Raw genomic sequence first — 15999 nt, 5'->3', positions numbered from 1 at the left:
TTCAAACCTCTCAATACATCGCGACTCACGAGACCAAAATTTGGTTAAACGCCCAATTTATAAGGGTCTCGCGAAATTTTAGAGCGCCACGAGTATTAGCGAGAATCCGCCCCTGCTTCAAATGAATTTCGGCTATTCGAGGAAGAGAACGTTGGATTGTTCGATGAGCTGCTGGAACTCGTCGATCTCGCCTTGATCTTGGAAAGGTCGTTCAAAGGCGATGAATTCCAAGCGTGGCACCACCTGTTTCATCAGGTCGCCCAAGCTCGTGGCAACTTCAAGGCAGCCAGCTCTCACGAGCTCTAGGTCATCTGGCGTGTAGTCGGCTGCGTGTAATGGAGGATGAGGCATATCATGTCCATTTAAGTTGAGATTCGCGCAAGGAATCTGCGGCTTCTGGTCCTCTTTCGGGATGCTGCAACACGTCCAAATAGGCTTGTACTGGGTGGACGCACATCAGACCATTCACCATCTTCTTCCCTTGAAACACGCCCTCATCCTTAGGCAAGACCAACCACACATTTGCGCCCTTCTCGCCTTCGTGAAACCTGAGCGCTGACAACATGGCCTTCGTCGGCTTTTCCACAAAGAACGTCACGATTCGGTGAGTCGCGAATTTGTCCATGAACCACGAGGCGGTCAACCCTGTGGCGGCGTATTCCCCCGGATACTCGCGAAGTCGCTCCTGAAGCGCGAGCGCGAGATCGCGACTATTGTTAGCAGCCACCGTGCCCTTGATGATGCGATGCATGGAGAAGTCGTATTTCTCTCTCCAGGCATCAAGCAACAAGTCCGGGTCACGAACTTTGACTTCATCGTTTTCATTGCGCGAGATGAGCCTGAGTTCTTCGAGGCGATGGACAATTTTACTGGTGTAGCCCGGATCTAGACCCGTCGCGTCGGCCAGTTCAACCTGGAGGAATGAGTCGCTAGGATGTTGCAAAAGATGGCGAGCAATCCGAGAACTCTTGGCCGCAAACACATTAGAAGGTCTTCCCACGCGCTTAAACTCATTCGAGTTTCCGGAGCTCTCACTGACTCCAATTTCTTCAGAGATAGAGGGGTATCTCGCCGTCTTTGTACCCATGAGATATGTTTTCAGAGGACTTGCTGAAGGCCGCAGAAAAAGCATCACCTGATTCCGAGGTGTTCTCAACTCGGCCGATTCCACAAAGGGTGTGGACCGCCTCGATGAATGCCGCGAAGGTCTCGTCTGGCGGGCTGACTTTAGGAGCCTTGGGAATGGCTCGTTGTACGACCTTCAACAAGACCGGATCTTTGCTCTCGGAAGCGGATTCGTTTTTATAGAGTGTAAACTCGAGGAAGCTCCATTCGGTGTCGTATTCTTCGTCGTCGTAGCGGGGCTCGTCGATGATGAAGTCACCTTCGCGCTGCCCCGCGTCAGTCAGGGACTGAGCTGCTCCTATCAGTTTGGCCGTGTTCTCCTTAAGCCCCGGCATCTCAAATTCAGTTTCGGTGGTGGTGAAGTGCTCGCCGTCCCAATTGCTATGCCTGGCCGCTTTGATTTTGGGATCTTCGCCCGGAGACATGTCCACCGTGATCTTGATTGTGAACATATCCGCATTTCCTCCCGGATAGCGGTCCAGGGCGCGGAAGTAGAATACCCCGCGCAGAGGAGTTTTGCTGAGATCGACCGACTCATCGCTGATCTCTGAGGGCCGAGGAGCCTCGGAATACCCTTTTCGAAGTTTGCTATTCGCCGTCTTCTCGGCTTCCTTTATCGCCTTCTCCTCGGTCTCATAAGACTTTGTGGACCAAGGACGTTCAGCGCCCAACTTCCCGTAGCGGATACGTACATCGGTCCCCTCGACCTCAACTTCCCAGTACTTTCCGCCCGATGTGCTCGTTGAAACCAGATACTTCGAATAGCTCAGAGACATAGTTCTCACTCCCTTTTGAAAATCAATGCGTTCGCAGTTAATGAATTTGTGATCGTCTTCTACTCAATCGTGCGGATGATGAGGCCTGACCTAAGTTTTGGTTCAAACCAGGTGGACTTTGGGGGCATGATTTCGGATGCATCCGCGATGTTGAGCAGCTCGTCCATGGAGGCAGGGAAGACGGCGAACGCGACGGCCATGCCGTCCTTCACGCGGCGCTCGAGCTCATCCATCCCCCGGATGCCGCCAACAAAGTCCATGCGCTCGTCAAGCCGTGGGTCGCCGATGCCAAGGATGGGAGCGAGCACGCGATCTTGAAGGATGGAGACATCGAGTGATGCGACAGGGTCCGTAGTATCCACGGCGTTTTTCAGGCGTAGGCGATACCACTGGTCGCCCAAGAACATGGTGAATTCGTACTTCTCAGCTGGGCGCGCCTTTTGGATCTTCTCCACCTCGAACTCGGCACCGAGCTTGGTCAGAAAGTCTTCCGGGCTCAGGCCGTTGAGATCCTTAACGAGGCGATTGTAGTCGAGGATTCGGAGTTGAGAGTCCGGGAAGATCACCGACATAAAGTAGTTGTAGGGCTCATCACCTGTGTGCGCCAGATTCTGATCGCGCTTGATTTGCGCTACGCGAGCCGCGGAAGCGCTTCGATGATGTCCGTCCGCGATATAGAGTGCGGGGACCTTCTCAAAGGCGCTTTGCAGGGCATTGACTTTGGACTCATCTTTGATCACCCAAATCGTGTGCGCGATCTGATCGTCGGCTACAAAATCCACGTCGGGCTCAGCGGCACAGACGTTGTCTACAATCTCATCGATCGCTGTACTCGCGCGATACGTCATAAAGACAGGCCCAGTGTTGGCGCCGGTTTCGAGGATATGGCGAGTGCGATCATCCTCTTTTCCCTGGCGCGTCTTCTCGTGCTTTTTGATGATGCCTTCGTTGTACTCGGCGACACTCGTCCCGGCCACAATACCTGTCTGTTCGCGACCATCCATGCGCTGCCGGTAGACGTAGAACGTCTCATTCTGGTCAAAGGCGAGCACACCTTCATCGATCATATTGGCGAGGTTCTGGCGAGCCTGAGCGTAGACCTGATCGGAGTAGAGATGGGTGCCTTCAGGTAGATCAACTTCTGACTTCGTGACGTGAAGAAATGAATGCGGGTTTGAGGCCACGAGAGTCCGGGCTTCTGACGAATCCAAAACATCGTAAGGCGGCGCTGCCACTGCTTTTGCGAGGTCTTTCTTAGGGCGAAGTGCTCGAAACGGACGTATATCTACCATGCGTGACTCCTGAGGTCTGGGCGAGCGAAGGGTAGCGTAATTTAACGATCTCAGCTAGCTTCCCCGGCCATGCGATACTTACTCGTTTTCGTATTTTTGGTGGGCTGTGCGGAGGCTGAGACTCCGGTGGATACGAACCGCGAGCCCTTGGCGAACGCGGGGCCGGATCAAACCATTGAGCTTGGCCAGACCGTATTCTTGAGCGGTGAAGGCTCGTGGGACCGGGAGATGGACCCGCTGACATTTAGGTGGAGTTTGATCGGGCCCGAGGGCTCGCAGGCTCGGCTCAACGCGACCGCCAGTATGGACGTCAATTTTGTGCCTGATCTAGCTGGTGTTTACGAAGCTACCTTGACTGTGCACGACGGCAAAATCGATTCTGAACCTGATTTTGTGCTGATCAAGGTGGAGCTTGATCCAACGAGCTCGAACCGCCCTCCCGTGGCCGATGCGGGGAATGCTCAAAACGTGCAGGTGGGCCAGATTGTTCAGCTCGATGGCACACGGAGTTCCGACCCCGATGCCGACCCACTTAGTTTTGCGTGGAGTATCGTCACCCGACCGCCGGGCAGCACCGCCGAGCTTAACTCGCCGTCCATTCCGCGACCGAGTTTTGTGGCGGACCGTGCCGGTACCTACACGGTAGAGCTCAGAGTCCGCGATGGTATTGCCACGAGCACTCAGGCGACGGTTGAGATTCGGGCGTTCTTGGACAATACCCCGCCCATCGCCAACGCCGGTGCGGATCAGGAGGTGGCGACGGGGTCGCGCGTGCAGCTTAGCGGAATCGCTTCCTATGATGCTGATTCAGACCCGCTCGTTTACGTTTGGGAGATGGTTTCCAAGCCTGCTGGGTCCGCAGCGGCGCTGAGCGAGACGGATATCGTCAACCCTACGTTTAATGCGGATGTAGACGGTACCTACGAGCTGAGCCTCAAGGTTCAGGACGGTCAGTCGGAGAGCAATCCGGATACGGTCATCATCACGGCATCAACCGAGAATATTCGGCCCGTTGCAGATGCGGGTCAAAATCGGCAGGTCGCTCTTGGGCAAGAGGTGGTTCTTGATAGCAGCGCGTCTTTTGATGCGAACGACGACACCCTCACGTACGTCTGGTCCTGGGTAAGTAAGCCCGGGGCGAGCCAATCGGAGCTTTTCGATAAGACCACAGCCTCGGCACGGTTTGTGCCGGATGTGGAAGCCGACTATTCCGTTCAATTGGTGGTCTCGGACGGTTCTCTGGAGAGTAGCCCGTCTACCGTCACTATCAGCGCCACACAGTCTAACCGCGCCCCCGTCGCTGCAGCAGGTTCTGACCAATCGGTGCTCGCCGGCTCCGTGGTTCAGCTCGACGGAACGCTGAGCACCGACCCCGACCAAGACACCTTAGTCTACCGGTGGAGCATCGGGTCCAAGCCCCAAGGATCGGCCGCAGCGCTCTCCAATACCAGTGCGGCCATGCCTACGTTTACGGCCGACCTTGAAGGTTCTTACGTGATCCAGCTCATCGTAAACGATGGCTCGGTAGATAGCGCTCCAGATTCGCTGGTCGTGAGTGCTCAAGCGCCCGGAATGCCTCAGCCTGCCGCAGAAGGCGATGTGGTGATCACGGAGTTTATGAACGACCCGGACGCACTCTCAGACACGGTTGGTGAATGGTTTGAAATTCATAATCCCACGAATTCCACGTGGAGTTTGAGCAATTGCGTGATCGAGGACCTTGGCATTGACACCCATACCATTTCCGAAGACCTCGTGATTGGGCCCGGCGCGTATAAAACGCTGGCACGTTCAACGTCTCCGGGCTTTACGCCTGATTACGTCTACGCCAATTTCCTCCTCGCCAACTCAGACGACGAAATCATCATCACCTGCAATGGCAATGAAATAGCTCAGGTTGCGTTCGATGAGTCAAACGGTTGGTCAAACACGGCCGGCGCCACAAAGGCGCTGAAACGCTCCCAAATCGATGAGGTTTTGAACGACTCAGCAAGCGCCTGGTGCGAGGGAAGTACTGTGTACGTCACAGCCGGCGGCAAGTCTGACCTCGGTACGCCCGGGGCGCAGAACGAGGCCTTTGATACATGCCCTTGACCCACTATTTCCTAGGCGAGCTGAAGTTTGATGAGCAGACGATCAATCCTTGGATCGGCGTGGAGTGGGTGCAACGTATTCGCAAAGGCGTCGGTTACGCAGCGCTGAGTACGCCGATCACCCCATCAACCGAGTACATCTTGCCGTCCTTTGCTTCCGCTGGAATTCGAGGGCTCGTGTTGAACTCAGCAAGCTGGAAACCTGCTGAAGTTGAACGAACGACGGATGTGTTGCGGGGAGCTGGAGTTGAGCTGATTGGGCTCGATGAAGACATGGGCCATGGATTCTACTACACGTTGGAAGCCAAGAGACCCGGAGGCATTGAGCTCGGCCATCGCGTTCCGAGGCGTAGCGGCGAGTCCTACTTTCCTGCGACCTTCTTCGATTCATCCAGAAAAATGGGTGCAAGTGCCGTGTTGGTGGTCCGTGGTGTGGACGTCGATTGGGAATATGCGGCTCAGATGGGACTCTCGACGCGGGCTCTCTCCGTGTCAGATGTCTTTTGAAGCAGCCCGCTTGTACTTGTACTTGCCCTCCCCTTATGACATGTTGCAGACGTTCGCGCGGGGAACCCGGTGCAAATCCGGGACGGTCGCGCCACTGTAAGCGATGAGTACTAGCCAGACGCCACTTCTAACGAGGGAAGGCGGCTAGGACGCAGGCCCAATGCCCTATTCGCAAGTCAGGATATCCGAGCGAACGCACCACATTGACAACGCTCTTCGCGAGAAGAGAGCGAGGTCGCATTTTGAAACGTTCCGCTCATATAGGCCTTTTGGTGGCCGCTACCGTGCTTGTGCCCAAGTTCCTTGCGGCACAGGAGCATCGTGTGGAAACGCGGGCGAGCGCGCCGATACATCCGACGGGTGTGACGTCCAAGGTTGACCTTCGCGATAGTTTTTTAGACGGGGATTCACAGGAAGAACTCGAGCGAGAATCCGGCGTAGAAATCAGATCCCATGGAGGACTTGGCCAACCGGCCTACGTACTCGTGCGCGGCTCTAGCCCGCGTCAGGTCGCGGTTTCCATCGACTCCGTACCTCTGGATGTGCCCTTCGGCGTGGGAACCGACCTCGGCACCCTACTCTTACCGGGCGTAGTATCGGCGGATATCTATCGCGGTGCAGCAGGCATCTCGGCCGGGGCCACAGGCCTCAACGGCACGCTCGATTTCAGGACTCAGACTCGGCATTCGCCAGGCTGGGGAAGCCATGTAGGCGCACTCGGCGGGTCGAATCAAACCATGGGTCTACAAGCCGGCGCATGGCTAGCTGGCACCAAGAGTCAGGTCAGCTTTTCGGCTCAAACACGGGCATCTGAGGGTGATTACGACTTCGTTGACGCTCAGGGGCAAGAGCACCGACGGATCAACAACGACCACCGCGCGCTCGGAGCGGCGCTCACGGCCAGCCATGCGTTTTCCAATGTCAGACACGTAGGGGCATCCATCAGGTTCTCGGGCACCGAGCGAGGGAGTGCTGGACCTGCTGAATTCCAAGAGAGTTTTTCGGATGCCCGCGTCGAAGACGCGTTTGGTCTTGGCACGCTAAATGCCAAACAACTCAACGTGATCAAAAACACCTACTTCTCACTGGATTTAGAGGAATCACTCGACGTTCAGTTAAGGCAAAACAGGTATCTGAACCCGGACGCCTTTTCCGGCGGAGGCATCCTTCAGACCGATAGCGACTTCTGGAGCAGTGGCGGCACGCTAAATGCCGCCGTTTATTCTTCAGATCTTGAGTCTCCATGGAAAGTTGACCTGAGCGTTAGGTTTCGGCACGAATCGTACCAAGGTGAAGAATCAGGTGAGATCAGATCTAGTCTTGAGCGTTCTAGAAGCCTCGCCGAGACGTCAACCTTGGCACACTACATGCCGACTCATTGGCTAGAATTTACCGGCGCGATACGTGCCAACATCTCCCAAGGGGACGGTGGTGTCAGCGCATTTTTGCCAGCCTTTGGCGCAGCCTTGATACCCACCGAAGGATTTCGTTTGGTGGGCAATGTCGCCCGCACTTTACGAAGACCGGACTTTGACGAGCTCTTTCTGAACCTCGAGAGTATTCGCGGAAACCCAGATTTGGAGCCCGAGCGCGCGCTCGTGTGGGATATCGGTGCCGAGGTAGCCTTCGAGACCATCCAGGCGGGCCTAACGTTCTTCCAAAACAACACCGAGGACATGATCCTCTTTCTTCCGATCACCTCCGCGGTCACCGAAGCTCAGAATATCGACCCCACCCGCGCCTATGGCCTTGAGGCTCGGCTTGATTGGACTCTGGCAAAACCGGTTGACCTGGAGCTCAGCGGAACATGGACGCGTGCGGAGCTTGCCGAGACGTCCGATCAGGTGCCTCATCAGCCTGATTTTTCGGGCCGAGTAGGAGCCAGATTGCGGCTCGACCAATGGATTCCCGGGACCCAAAAAGCGAGTCTGAACGCGGGCCTGAGCGGGCGCTCAGAGACCAACCTTGACACCTTTGGCAGCATCAAAGCCCCCGCATTCGCGACCATGGACGCTGGCCTTGCTTGGTCCCCAAACGCCTGGCTGAGCCTAAGGGCGCGTGGTCTAAATCTCTTCGATCGACGCGACCTCACCGATTCTTTACAGGCGCCCCTTCCCGGCCGGACGATCTTCGTTTCTGCCCAAATCAGCACCGAGGGGGCACTATGAAAAGAAGCCTAAATATAGTGTTGTTCGCGAGCTTAATCGCGGGTTGTTCTTCGGATTCCGGGGCGCCTTCCTTCACCCAATCCGAAGAAACGTGTGGCGCCCAAAACCTGGGCTATTGGGCGGCAGAGGAACTTCACGTTACCGGGCTTGCGTCCAACGCGCTGCACCACAAAGACGGCTGGCTCTATGTGGTAGAGAGCCGCGACAACACCATTTCTACCTGGGATATCGAGCTCGAGCAGTACTCGCCGTTTGCAGACCTCGGAAACGATCAAAACCCTTATGATTTGTTCGTGGGTTCTGGGGTGGTCTGGGTCACAAACTACATCGGGCGCACGGTCTCGCAGATTACCCAAGGCGGAGAGAATGTTGACGCGTGGGCCGCACCATCCTTTAGGAACCCATCTGGAGTGGCTGAGTTCGCGGGGCATCTCTGGGTGACGGACGTCAACTATATCAGTCCCTCACAGGGATTTGGGCCATCCACCGTGGTCAAGCGCAACCTTGAGACCGACGAAGAAGAAGTCATCGAGATGGCGTTCTTGAACACACAATTTGCAGATGTGTTTCAGCTCGGTGATGAGGAAGTTTTGGTGCTCACATCCACGGGAGCCGTACAGTTTGTGGATCGCAAAGCGATGGCCACCTCGTCCGGAGCGGTAGACGTCATCGCCAGTGACGGCACGATGCGTACCGTGGAATTCCCGGTGCCCTCGCCACAGCGGAGCGGCGCCCTGAGCCGTCCAGCACAGCCACCCGGCTCCAAGTATCTCTATTTCACATCGGCGACCGCGCCAGAGATCTACAAGCTGGACCTCGAGACCTTGACCTGGGTTCGCGGCCCCGAAGACCCCATCGTGCTTTATGAATCGGAAGAGGATACACTTCATCATATCAGCGCAGGTCCAGACGGCATGCTCTATGTGACGGCCTTCAACACGGATGAAATCTGGCGAGTCGATACGCGATGTGACGAGGTATTGGCAGAACCGGTGAAGGTTGGGCGGTCGTCGCTACTGGAAGGACCGCACATGATTCAGGTGGTTGACGCACCAGAAGGTGGCGTAGACGCATACTACTTACTGAGCCTTTCAAATCGACTTGGACGTGTAAAATTCCGGCCGAGTCAGAACTAGACCAGGGAGAATCCGTGAGCGACAAGAAATCATTTAAAGACCCGCAACTCGCCATCAACCGTGTGTACACAAGGGCGGGAGATGCCGGCAAAACGCGATTGGTGGGTGGTCAAAAGGTCCCCAAGAGCTCCATGCGAATTGAAACCTACGGCACGGTGGACGAGCTCAACTCATTTGTGGGCGCAGTCCGTGTGTCGTTGGAGGAGTACGCCTCGGACCCTGAGTTTCAGGCGTTGAGCGAGACTCTTTTGCGCGTGCAACACGAACTCTTCAATCTGGGCTCCATTTTGGCCACTCTTCCGGAGGACGTCGGCGAGTATATGCCGAGGGTCACTGAGCGCGATATCAAGGCGTTGGAGGAGAGTATTGACCATCATAACGAGTCGCTTCCAGCCCTAAGGTCTTTTGTGTTGCCCGGAGGCACGCGCGCGAACGCCGAGCTCCACCAGTGCCGCACCATCTGCAGGCGTGCGGAGAGACATGCTGTAGCCCTTCAGGAGCACGAAAGCGTGGACGAGTTGGCCATCGCGTATCTGAACCGCCTGAGTGATGCGTTCTTTGTCTGGAGCCGTTGGGTGACCGTAAAGGCTGCCAAGGACGAAGTTCTATGGCAACCGAACCAGGCATCGAGCGCTCGTGAGTAAGATGCACAACGTGCTGGTCGTTGGAGCGGGGCCTGCTGGCTACGCAATCGTGGGTGAATTGACCAAACGAGGGGTGGATGTCTTGTGGATCGCGCCCGACGTTGACGAGCCGTGGCCCAATGCATACGGCGCGTGGCTGAGTGAGGTGCCGCCTGAATTCCATTCAGCATTGGCATGGACGTGGGCAAGTCCAACGGTTGGCTTTCAGAACGAACTACAGGTTCTGGACGCGACTTATGGTCGTTTTGATAACGAGCTTTTGAAGGGGCTTTTGGTCAATACGGAGCAGCAAGCCAAGGTACTGATAGAGGACCGAAGGGCCATTGAATCGGACCGTTCACGCGCCAAAATTGTGGTGGACGCGAGCGGCTTTCAGCGCGTGTTTTCTGGCGGTCGGAGCCCGGACCCGGCATTTCAGACGGCGTACGGCATTCTGGCCGAGGTAGATGGCGAGCCAATTGACGGTCACGATATGGCCTTGATGGACTATCGCCCTATACCTGGGGTTGAAGAAGACCCCGCCACGTTTTTGTACGCCATGCGTCTTGGTGGACACGAGAATCCGAACCTATGGTTTCTAGAAGAAACGGTCCTTTCCGCGCGCCCTGCCCTTAGTATCTCAAGACTTGAGGAGCTTTTGTACTTGCGGCTTGAGGGGCGAGGCGTACGGGTTATGCAAGTCCATGAAGTTGAACGGTGTGTGATACCAATGGGCGAAGAGATTCCGCGGAGTGAGGCGGTTGCGTTTGGTGCGGCGGCGGGGTTTGTGCATCCTGCCACGGGCTACAGTTTGTCGCGGACCCTGAGAAGTGCGGGAACGTTGGCGGATGCCATCGCCGGCGGTGTGGACGACCTCAGTAAGGTGGTCTGGCCTAAAGACATGCGAAGGGCCCGGGACTTTCAAAACTTCGGGCTCGATGTGCTTCTCGGCTTTGATGCTGCGCAAACGCGCCGGTTCTTTGAGTCCTTCTTTCAACTACCAACGAAGAAATGGCAGGCCTATCTCTCAGACCAGAGCGGCGTCAGCGACATTGCGGCCACCATGTGGTCTCAGTTTTTGAAGGTAGATCCGAGCCTGAAGTGGAAGCTTGTACAAGCGGGTATTGGCTTCATTAGGTAGCGATCGCACGCCCAACGTGTAAGCCCAGTGCGTAGATGGAAACCTGAGGCGGGACTCCAATCGAGCCAGGGAAGAGGGAGCCGTCGGCAACCCACAAGCCTTCAATATGGTGGTGTTTACCGCGACTATCCACGGGCCCTTTGAGTGGGTCATCCGCCATGGACACGGTACTCATTGGATGAACCGCGGTCATCGGCATTTCGCCCGCATCAAGCCGGATTTGGTCCACCTGGTCAAGGTCTGCAGGTGATTCCAAAACAAGGAGTTTTTTAGAAGGTACAAACACTCTCTTGGCGCCTGCGGCAAAGAGGATCTCCGCCGATCGCTTCAGACCAAAGAGGAGTTCCGCGCGGTCGCCTTTATTGGGCTTCCAGTCGATACGTTGCTCTAGTTCCTGACGCGGGGTCACAACACCCTTAGACGTGTCGTGAATCATGCCGGTGAGAACGGCGAGCCGTGAGTACTTTTGCATGAGTTCAGCGTGGGCGTCGCCCCAGCCTGGGAGAATGGTGGCCGTGCTCATGGGATGCGCAAACGCGGGGATAATCCAAGTCCTGATGCCAATCTCAGTTGAGGGTTCCTCCGCATGTGCCCGCTCAAAATCCAAGAACTGAGTGCATTCCCACGACTGCGGGATTCCCTTCCACGCCTCAATAGACTCGTCAAACTCACCCGCCGCAACTAGTGCTGGGTGAATCGTCAAACCTTTGCCTGTGGAGCCCGAGTCGTCCTTTATCTTGGAGCGGAGCAGCAACGCCGCACTGCCGGTTGCGGACCCCGACACACAGACTTGCTCACATTGAATCTCGACTCTTCCGATGGGCTTTCGGGTCAGCGGGTCCAACGCGCGAGCATCGACCCCGACCACACGACCTCGCTCCTGAACGAGCTTGACGGCTTTACAATGCGTAAGAATCTGCGCACCTGCAGCCAGGATGCGAGGGAGCATGACTTTGACCGCGTTGTTCTTCGCATCGTACGCACACCCCACGGCGCAAAACCCACTCTGAACGCAGCCCGACCGATTGTGGCTCAAGAGCCCGCCCTTCCAGCCGAGCTTTTTAGTCCCCTCCCGAAAGACCTGGTTGTGCTTGCTCACCTGCGACTCTGGAATCTGACTCACCTGAAGCAGTGACTCGACCTCGTCATAGAGAGCGGTCCAGGTCTCAAGCCCCAGGTGCTCCATGCCGCGTTCACGTTGCCATTCCCTTAGAATCGGCTCAGGGATTCGTTTGCAAAGATTGATATTATGAAGCGTTGACCCACCGAGCGCGCGACCCTGTACAATCATGCAGTTTCGGTCTGAAGATGTCTGCCCGCCGTTCGCCTCTAATAGCGCGGGAATCATATCTTCTTCGCGTTGATTCATGACGCCAGGCGGCACAAAAGGGCCGGCCTCAATGATCAGCACATCCATGCCTGCCTCCGCGGCAACCATGGCCGCCGCAGCTCCCCCTGCCCCGCTCCCAATCACGCAGAGGCCGACTTTGAGTTTGAGCGGAAGCTTTTGGTTTGAGGCATCAAAAATCACAGAAGCCCCCTCATTCTTGCGCCCTCTCCGGCAACCCATTTCGCCAAAGCACCAGCGTCCGAAGCGCCGGGCACCAACGGCCTAGGCCCGCGGTTGATCCAAGGCCCTGTGTAGCCGATTGCGGCCCAGGTTCTTCTGTCTTGGTACCACCCCGAATAGACCAGGGCGCGCAGCCCCTCAAACGCATCTCCTAAGAGGCCCGTCTGGGTACTAAGGGCATTTAAGAATTCGAGTCTATCTTCCGGACTAAGGTCCGTGAGCCGTCTCAAGCTGCCGCCAATCAGGGTGCCGTGCTCAAGGAGTAGGAAGAGACCATCGAGTTCACGCAACGTGCTCTGCGGCATGCCCGCCAGGAATCTATCTACGTTCTTTGCCACTTCCAATCCCGAGGGACCAGGCCCGTCTGGAACCATCACCTCGGCCGCCGCGGCCAACGCAAGCCCTTGTGCTGTAGTGAGCATAAGCGGAGTCCAATCGGTGTCCTCGTAACACGTAAACCGGCGAGTAATGAGCACGCCAGCGCCGCAGAGCGAAGCCGCAATAAGGAACTGACGGCGCGTAGGTTTTAGTCGAGACTCAACCATCAAACCGCACTTGGTCAAAATCGTAGCTTGCTTGTTCTAGCGCCTTTCCAAACTCCTCCATCGCAACGGTAAATTCGCTACGATCCGTACCGCAAAGCGCTGACTTCACACCCAAGAGTTCCGGCATCTTCTTTAAGAATCCATCAGCCTTCTGAGCCACGAAATAACGGGTACCTTCAAACTCATGCACACTCAAAGCTTCTTGAACGGACTCAAGCAACGGCCACGAAGACACATCTAAGGAGTCGATATCGAGCGCGGCACGGACCAATGAACCAAAGGGCGTCAACTCCTCGAGTGCCATGCGCTCCCACACATCACTAGCCCCCGACTCCTCCAGCCACTCTACCAAAACCACCAGCCTCGCCTCGGGCGAATGGCCCTCGAGTGCAGGCAACTCAGTGAGCTCGGCGTCGGGCCAGTAGTTCAAAATGCTTTGACTCAAAGTCTCGAACTCACGTTTCAGCGCCACGGAATCTTTGAGGTTTGAATCAAGGAGCCACGTCAATGCGGTACGGGACGTTCCGTACCGCATTAGTACGAACTCATGGTCTAGACTCGGGGTAGAGCGTCCTTGAAGATGTGACTCTAGCTCAAACCATTCTTGCCCATCTTCAAAACCCCAGTCCAAGAACACATGGCACTTATAGGCCCCGAGCTCTACATAGAGCCCGTGCCTGTGTAGCAACTCCGCAGTTCTAAGGAACCACTCACCGGAGATTTGATCGCGGAATCTCACCACTCCATAGGCCGGGAGCTGCAGGTGGTCTACGAGCCGCCCGCCTGACTCCGACACGCCACGATCCACATAGCCCCGTACCTCCGCATAGCGATTATGGTAGATCACCAACGCCCTCTCTAGCCCGTGTTCATTGGGCAACATGTTTGAGTAGGCAAAGACGTTCTGCTCGAGCCCACCTTGCGGATTAAAGACGTCATAAAGCGCAAAATGAGCCACCTCCGCGAAGAGCCTTCGTCGGTGAAGGAGCGGAATCAAAACGCGCTCGTGGTGGGCCAACAGGCCTTTATCGGGGAGCTCGTTGAGAAGCGGGCGCCTAAAGTCCATACCGTACTTTTCGGTAAAGCCCTCGAGCTGACCATGCCCAAGCATCGGAAGTCCTGGCATGGTGGCCATGAGCACGGCCACACCAAAGTACTTATCGCCCTTGCCGAACTGATTGACCGCCGTGTCTTCGTCCGGATTATTCATGAAGTTCACATAACGTTTAAGCACCTCAGGGTCGAAAGCCAGCGTGTCTCGCATGAGCTTTCGGTAACCGGCGTTATCCTCGTCGCGAAGCATATGCATAAACGCCGAATTGTAGACGCGGTGCATGCCGAGCGTTCTCACAAAGTACCCCTCGAGCATCCAAAATGCCTCGGCGAGCAAAAGGGTATCGGGGGCTTCGGCCTGGATGCGGTCTACGACTTCTTGCCAGAATTCCATGGGCATCCGACGGTCGAACTCCTCCTGCGAAACCCCAAATTGCGAGCGTGAGGGGATAGCGCCACCGTGGCCAGGCGGTGGATACCAAAGGCGTTGCACGTGCTTTCTGACAAGCGTCATCGCCGCATCAAATCGGATGATGGGAAACTTTCGCGCCACGTCGATGATAGTGCGGATTACGGCCTCGCGGGCCTCAGGATTCAGGAAATCAAGCTGCGCGGTATCATTCCATGGAAACGAGGTGCCGTCGTTGCCGTGGTAGATGTAGCGCGTTTGCCCCGTTCGGTGGTCCATATGTTTGAAGACCACAGCAGCATCGGTCTGGTCGTAATAATGGTCTTCGATCTGAACCCCGAATTCTGGTTCGTGGCTTAGATTCTCGCCGTGAAACGAGTAGCTAGGGAATGGTGGGTGGTCTACTGAGAGGAACCATTCCGGATTGTTTTTGACCCATTCTGAGGTGATTCCCATGTGGTTTGGAACCATGTCCGCGGCCAGCCGAACGCCGTGTGATGCCGCCCTTTGGCGCAATGACTCGAGTGCTTCTTCGCCGCCCAGCGCGCCCGCAATCCTGTAGTCGTAGAGCGAATACGCTGACGCTACGGCATCGGGACGGCCACAGAGTTCTTTGATGCGCCTTGAGGCCGGGCTCCGCTCCCAGAGTCCAATCATCCAGAGTCCCGTGATGCCTTGGCTTCTGAGGCGCGCCAGTTCGGCCTCGGGGACTTCGTCGAGCCGTTCAATTCTGTAGCCATAGGTGGCCGAGAGTTGGTGCAACCAGACGTAGATATTCTTGGCGATGAGCACCACGCTCGGCATCCAGTCGCGGTCGTGCGTAAAGCGTTCTTGGTGTTGGTAGAGGCTCGAAAAATCCGGGGCTTGCGCCGCAGTTGCTGGGCCAAAATGACCAACCCACGCCTCGCGCAGGTAGTCTCTGGATCTCAGGAGTTGTTCCTTCAATGACGGGTCGAGGTATTTGCCCCATCTTTTGAGCACATGAGCGATCTGCGCATCGAGGTCGTCGTGCAGGCGGATTGGCTCCGAGAGGAGCTCCAGCAGTTTTTCACCCTCCACCTCGTCTAGGCCTTCAGCATCCGCAAAAACTTCGGCTTGTTCCAATCCAAGGTCCACCTGGGTTTCAAAGAGCCCTTCTAGCTCGCCTAAAGCGCGATTCCCGCGATGCAAGGCCCAGTAGACCACTTCCCATGCATTCGTGGATTGAAGCTCTTCCACGGCGTTCTTAGAGGGTTTGTGTTGAAGCTCCTTGGAACCGGGCCAGCGCTCAACCAAGGAGCGCATGGCGGCATCGAGTACGGCCAGGGAGTAGACGCGAGCCGCTTGAAGTTTGGCCGACGCCGAGACCTCTTGGGCTCTGGTCCAACTCAAACCTACAAAACCATCTTGGAGCTTCAAGTGGAGTCGGTTTTGGGTGGTGCGCGGAATTTTCAACACATTTTCTGGCATCTAGACACCTCTGAGGTCTTTACGGGAGTCTTGACGAGCATCCCCCCTTTGTAAAGTTGGTTTGAGACAAAGTTGAGTCTGAGGCATCTCTCTGTGTGAACACGGCATATGG

At 56.2% G+C, this 15999-nt stretch carries 13 protein-coding genes and 1 riboswitch; of the genes, 6 read left to right on the top strand and 7 right to left on the bottom strand.

Annotation, left to right across the window (positions count from 1 at the left end; genetic code table 11):
• Positions 1–132: 132 nt before the first annotated feature.
• From FRD01_RS19780 to FRD01_RS19765, 4 genes are read right to left on the bottom strand one after another with little or no spacing between them, the layout of a single operon-like run.
• Positions 133–351: a hypothetical protein gene (locus tag FRD01_RS19780; protein WP_146962667.1), complete on the bottom strand. Its 219-nt coding sequence runs from the start codon at positions 349–351 to the stop codon at positions 133–135.
• A 1-nt stretch (position 352) separates the two neighbouring features.
• Positions 353–1000, bottom strand: a complete 648-nt coding sequence (locus FRD01_RS19775) for a MarR family transcriptional regulator (RefSeq protein WP_249755767.1) — start codon at positions 998–1000, stop codon at positions 353–355.
• A gap of 49 nt (positions 1001–1049) precedes the next feature.
• Entirely contained in the window at positions 1050–1901 is an 852-nt protein-coding gene (locus tag FRD01_RS19770; protein ID WP_146962665.1) for a WGR domain-containing protein, read from the bottom strand.
• A gap of 59 nt (positions 1902–1960) precedes the next feature.
• Positions 1961–3193, bottom strand: a complete 1233-nt coding sequence (locus FRD01_RS19765; protein ID WP_146962664.1) for a DUF1015 domain-containing protein — start codon at positions 3191–3193, stop codon at positions 1961–1963.
• 69 nt (positions 3194–3262) lie between these two features.
• Here FRD01_RS19765 and FRD01_RS19760 point away from each other — a divergent pair, with 69 nt between their 5' ends.
• From FRD01_RS19760 to FRD01_RS19735, 6 genes are all read left to right on the top strand, one after another.
• Positions 3263–5287 (top strand): PKD domain-containing protein, encoded by a 2025-nt coding sequence (locus FRD01_RS19760; protein ID WP_146962663.1) that lies wholly within the window; start codon positions 3263–3265, stop codon positions 5285–5287.
• On the top strand, positions 5278–5793 hold the full coding sequence (locus FRD01_RS19755) for a hypothetical protein (protein WP_146962662.1): 516 nt from the start codon (positions 5278–5280) through the stop codon (positions 5791–5793). The genes FRD01_RS19760 and FRD01_RS19755 overlap by 10 nt, the downstream gene beginning before the upstream one ends.
• Before the next feature lie 59 nt (positions 5794–5852).
• Positions 5853–5980: riboswitch (cobalamin riboswitch) on the top strand.
• A 55-nt stretch (positions 5981–6035) separates the two neighbouring features.
• Positions 6036–7961: a TonB-dependent receptor gene (locus tag FRD01_RS19750; protein WP_146962661.1), complete on the top strand. Its 1926-nt coding sequence runs from the start codon at positions 6036–6038 to the stop codon at positions 7959–7961.
• Positions 7958–9097 carry an NHL repeat-containing protein gene (locus FRD01_RS19745; RefSeq protein ID WP_146962660.1) on the top strand — a complete coding sequence of 380 codons (1140 nt, stop codon included), beginning with the start codon at positions 7958–7960 and terminating at the stop codon, positions 9095–9097. The genes FRD01_RS19750 and FRD01_RS19745 overlap by 4 nt, the downstream gene beginning before the upstream one ends.
• A 14-nt stretch (positions 9098–9111) precedes the next feature.
• On the top strand, positions 9112–9741 hold the full coding sequence (locus tag FRD01_RS19740) for a cob(I)yrinic acid a,c-diamide adenosyltransferase (RefSeq protein WP_146962659.1): 630 nt from the start codon (positions 9112–9114) through the stop codon (positions 9739–9741).
• Position 9742: 1 nt separating this feature from the next.
• Entirely contained in the window at positions 9743–10861 is a 1119-nt protein-coding gene (locus tag FRD01_RS19735; protein ID WP_249756229.1) for a lycopene cyclase family protein, read from the top strand.
• Here the strand turns inward: FRD01_RS19735 and FRD01_RS19730 are convergent.
• The 3 genes from FRD01_RS19730 to FRD01_RS19720 are packed head-to-tail and all read right to left on the bottom strand — an operon-like array spanning position 10854 to position 15887.
• Positions 10854–12392, bottom strand: a complete 1539-nt coding sequence (locus tag FRD01_RS19730; protein WP_249755766.1) for a GMC family oxidoreductase — start codon at positions 12390–12392, stop codon at positions 10854–10856. The two genes, FRD01_RS19735 and FRD01_RS19730, sit on opposite strands and share 8 nt — an antisense overlap.
• Positions 12389–12976, bottom strand: coding sequence for a hypothetical protein (locus FRD01_RS19725; RefSeq protein ID WP_146962656.1), 588 nt, complete (start codon positions 12974–12976; stop codon positions 12389–12391). Before FRD01_RS19725 ends, FRD01_RS19730 begins: the two co-directional genes overlap by 4 nt.
• Positions 12969–15887 (bottom strand): alpha-amylase family glycosyl hydrolase, encoded by a 2919-nt coding sequence (locus FRD01_RS19720; RefSeq protein WP_146962655.1) that lies wholly within the window; start codon positions 15885–15887, stop codon positions 12969–12971. The genes FRD01_RS19725 and FRD01_RS19720 overlap by 8 nt, the downstream gene beginning before the upstream one ends.
• Positions 15888–15999: the final 112 nt, after the last annotated feature.

It is taken from the genome of Microvenator marinus (genome assembly GCF_007993755.1).
Lineage (GTDB): Bacteria > Myxococcota_A > Bradymonadia > Bradymonadales > Bradymonadaceae > Allomicrovenator > Allomicrovenator marinus.
Note: the sequence above shows the minus strand (reverse complement) of the source record. Positions and strands in the feature narration are given on the sequence as shown.

Bases quoted from the DNA above. Each gene is read 5' to 3' on its own strand.
- FRD01_RS19780 (WP_146962667.1), bottom strand. From the start codon at position 351: ATGCCTCATCCTCCATTACACGCAGCCGACTACACGCCAGATGACCTA.
- FRD01_RS19725 (WP_146962656.1), bottom strand. From the start codon at position 12,976: ATGGTTGAGTCTCGACTAAAACCTACGCGCCGTCAGTTCCTTATTGCG.
- FRD01_RS19745 (WP_146962660.1), top strand. From the start codon at position 7,958: ATGAAAAGAAGCCTAAATATAGTGTTGTTCGCGAGCTTAATCGCGGGT.
- FRD01_RS19720 (WP_146962655.1), bottom strand. From the start codon at position 15,887: ATGCCAGAAAATGTGTTGAAAATTCCGCGCACCACCCAAAACCGACTC.
- FRD01_RS19755 (WP_146962662.1), top strand. From the start codon at position 5,278: ATGCCCTTGACCCACTATTTCCTAGGCGAGCTGAAGTTTGATGAGCAG.
- FRD01_RS19765 (WP_146962664.1), bottom strand. From the start codon at position 3,193: ATGGTAGATATACGTCCGTTTCGAGCACTTCGCCCTAAGAAAGACCTC.
- FRD01_RS19735 (WP_249756229.1), top strand. From the start codon at position 9,743: ATGCACAACGTGCTGGTCGTTGGAGCGGGGCCTGCTGGCTACGCAATC.
- FRD01_RS19770 (WP_146962665.1), bottom strand. From the start codon at position 1,901: ATGTCTCTGAGCTATTCGAAGTATCTGGTTTCAACGAGCACATCGGGC.
- FRD01_RS19760 (WP_146962663.1), top strand. From the start codon at position 3,263: ATGCGATACTTACTCGTTTTCGTATTTTTGGTGGGCTGTGCGGAGGCT.